The 3106-nt window shown below is 30.4% G+C and carries 3 protein-coding genes and 1 pseudogene; all 4 read left to right on the top strand.

Annotated features, from left to right (window positions below; all coding sequences use genetic code 11):
* A pseudogene (locus ABUA47_RS23205) lies at window positions 1–665 on the top strand (hypothetical protein); the annotation flags it as partial.
* 7 nt (window positions 666–672) lie between these two features.
* Window positions 673–1686: a glycosyltransferase gene (locus ABUA47_RS23200; protein ID WP_087333033.1), complete on the top strand. Its 1014-nt coding sequence runs from the start codon at window positions 673–675 to the stop codon at window positions 1684–1686.
* A 7-nt stretch (window positions 1687–1693) separates the two neighbouring features.
* Window positions 1694–2857, top strand: a complete 1164-nt coding sequence (locus ABUA47_RS23195) for a glycosyltransferase (RefSeq protein WP_087333034.1) — start codon at window positions 1694–1696, stop codon at window positions 2855–2857.
* A 5-nt stretch (window positions 2858–2862) separates the two neighbouring features.
* Window positions 2863–3106 (top strand): sugar transferase (locus tag ABUA47_RS23190; RefSeq protein WP_349832125.1); only part of this gene is annotated, 244 nt, incomplete at its 3' end.

Below are 3106 nucleotides of genomic sequence, written 5' to 3'. Positions count from 1 at the left end.
AATTTAATATTGCAACTAAAGTTGCTCCCTATTTCCAGTTCATAGAAAAAAAATGTATAAATCGATTTGATTTTATTTCTATTCCAACAGATATAGCAATCAACTCCTATAGGTGGTTGAAGGATGATGATCATATAAAAGTTATACCTCAAGGATTCAATTTTAACGGAATTAAATTATCGACATATACGCCAAATTCTGTACCTACATTTGCTTTTGCTGGCTTATTCTATTCTGATATTCGGAATCCTCAAATATTTTTAGATTTTTTGTCTGACTTTACTTTGGATTTTCGTTTTGTTATTTATACAAATATTAATGTTCAAGATAGTATGAAGTGTCTTAGACCCTATATCGATAAATTGGATGGACGTATGTTGATAATTGATTCTATACCACGTGATAAATTGATTTTGGAACTCAGTAAAATGGATTTTCTGATAAATGTGAAAAATTCCTCAAATAATCAAAGCCCAAGTAAATTAATAGATTACACCTTAGCAAATCGTCCTATTTTTTCTTTTTCATCAAAACTTTATGATTCTGAACGTTTTTTGAGATTCTATAATGGAATATATGATAATTTAGACTCTATAGATTTATCGCAATTCAATATTGTCAATGTGGCAAATCAGTTTTTGAATTTATACTATATAAATCAATAAGTTATTTATGCTATATATTGAAGCATCCCAAATTAATTCTAATGGTGGGATAGTGTTATTGGATTTGTTATTGCGAAGAATTAAAGAAAGAAATATAGATGCAATAATTTATATAGGTTATGGGCATGTTTTGAATAGACTTAAATATTTAGAATCTAAAAATATCAGACTTGTGAGAACTTCTCTATTCAAGACTTTTGTCAGATACGTTAGTCGTAGAAATAAGGTTCTTTTTTTGTGTAACTTGCCTCCATTTCGCCGTAATCTTTCTTCAATCATCTATATCCATAATCTTTTTTTTGCAGAAAGACCTAAATGGACAAATATAGATAGTACCATTGGGTTAAATTTGCGAAAATATTTATATTATATTTTATTAAAATTGTTCATGCGAAAAGTTGATATAGTAGCTTGTCAAACTTCGGAAATGGCAATACGGTTGAAAAATACATTTGGAATATCTCCTTTAGTGCTTCCTTTTTTTGAAGATATAAAGAGAAAAGTTGCTGAAAAGAAATATGATTTTTTTTATCCAGGATCAAGTGCTACTCATAAAAATAACAATGTGTTGTTAGATGCGATTGAAAAGGCGTCTCGGCATGCCCATTTTACCATCGCACTAACTATAGGATGTAAAAACACCATTTTACAAAATCGTATAAAGCAAATAAATCAAAGTGCGGGATATGAAATAATACATAATCTCGGAACAATTAGTCACGATGTGGTTTTAGAGGTTTTCTCGCAATCCCGGGCTTTATTATTCCCTTCATTAAAAGAATCGTTTGGACTACCCTTAGTAGAGGCACTCCAACAAGGAATTACAGTAATTGCTTCAAACTTGCCTTATACTTTTGAAGTGGTACATAATCCTATAACTTTCTATCCTTATGATTCTTCTGATATATCGGACTGTATGTTACATTTTTTAAATGGAGAATATATAGATATAGATCAAAGGCTTATGGTGTCTAATAAAATTGATAGGCTTATTGATTTATTGATTGGAAAATTAAGTTAAATATAATATGATACTATTAGTTTCGCTTTTTGGGAGTATTAATACAAATAATTCACGCATATCTAATATATTCCACTACACATCAAATCTAGCAATAAATGTTGTAACCTCTGACTTTAATCATGGAAGTAAAAGATATAAAGAATGTATAGATAATATCAATAATCATTATCTTCATGTTCCTGCATATAAAAAGAATATTTCTATTGAGCGTATATATAGTCATATTGTTTTCGCTTATAGATTAAAAAAGTTTTTGAATTCACTTCAGGAAATTCCAACGGCCATTTATTGTGCCATGCCAACTTCAACTGCTGCTTATGTTTGTGGAAAATATTGCAAGAAACATGGTGTGAAGTTTGTGATAGATGTAATTGACTTATGGCCTGATTCTTTAATGCCAATTGTGGTTGGAATAAAAAATAGGCTTTTGAATCTTTTTATTTTCCCTTGGAAGTATATTACGATACAATCATATAAGATGGCAGATGTGATATTAGGAGAGTCAAAACAATATGCTAACGAAGCTGCTTTTTATAATCATAGGGCTCCTATATATCCTTTATATTTAGGAGTTGATAAGAAGGAAGTGAAGAAACTTGTAGCTGAAAGTAAACTTACTCTAAATAAGCCAAATGAAGAGAGATGGATTGGTTATGCTGGTAGCTTAGGTACGAGTTATGATTTTGAATCATTGATAAAAGGGGTGGCTGTTCTTAATGGAAAATATCAATATAAACTTTTTTTTATAGGAGATGGAGTATGCCGTGCTAAAATAGAAAATCTTATAAGTCAATATTCAGTAAATGCAGAGATTACGGGATTTATGGAATATGGAGACTTGTTGAAATACTTAGCTAATTGCGATATTGCGGTGAATATTTTTCGTGATAAGACGAAAGTTGTTCATAGTTATAAATTCAATGATTATGTAGCAACAAATTGTTTTATTTTAAATTCTTTGCCAGGAGAAACAGCTGATATGATTGACCGATATAAGGTTGGACTCAATTTTGATTTTAAGGACAATACTTTTGATAAGGTGCTTCTACAGTGTTTGGAATTTTGGGATGATTATAGGGAGTGGAAGTTGAATAATGAGAGATTGGTGGATGAACTCCTTGATAAGGAAGCTATATATTCTCAAATAGGAACTATTTTATCAAAATAAATGTTATGTATAAATGTTTCTTTAAACGGTTGATTGATTTCATCATAGCTTTGTGTACACTAGCTTTTATTTGGCCCATTTTATTACTTATTACTATTTGGTTATATTTTGCCAATAAAGGTGCAGGAGCATTCTTTACTCAGGAGCGTCCTGGAAAGGATGGAAAAATATTCCGTGTGATAAAGTTTAAAAGTATGACGGATGAGCGGGATGCAGAAGGCAAATTATTGCCGGATGCTAAACGATTGA

This window comes from Bacteroides sp. RTP31139st1_H2_RTP31139_211217 (assembly GCF_040227615.1).
GTDB classification, from domain to species: Bacteria; Bacteroidota; Bacteroidia; order Bacteroidales; family Bacteroidaceae; genus Bacteroides; species Bacteroides uniformis.
This window is presented reverse-complemented; position numbering and strand designations above follow the sequence as displayed.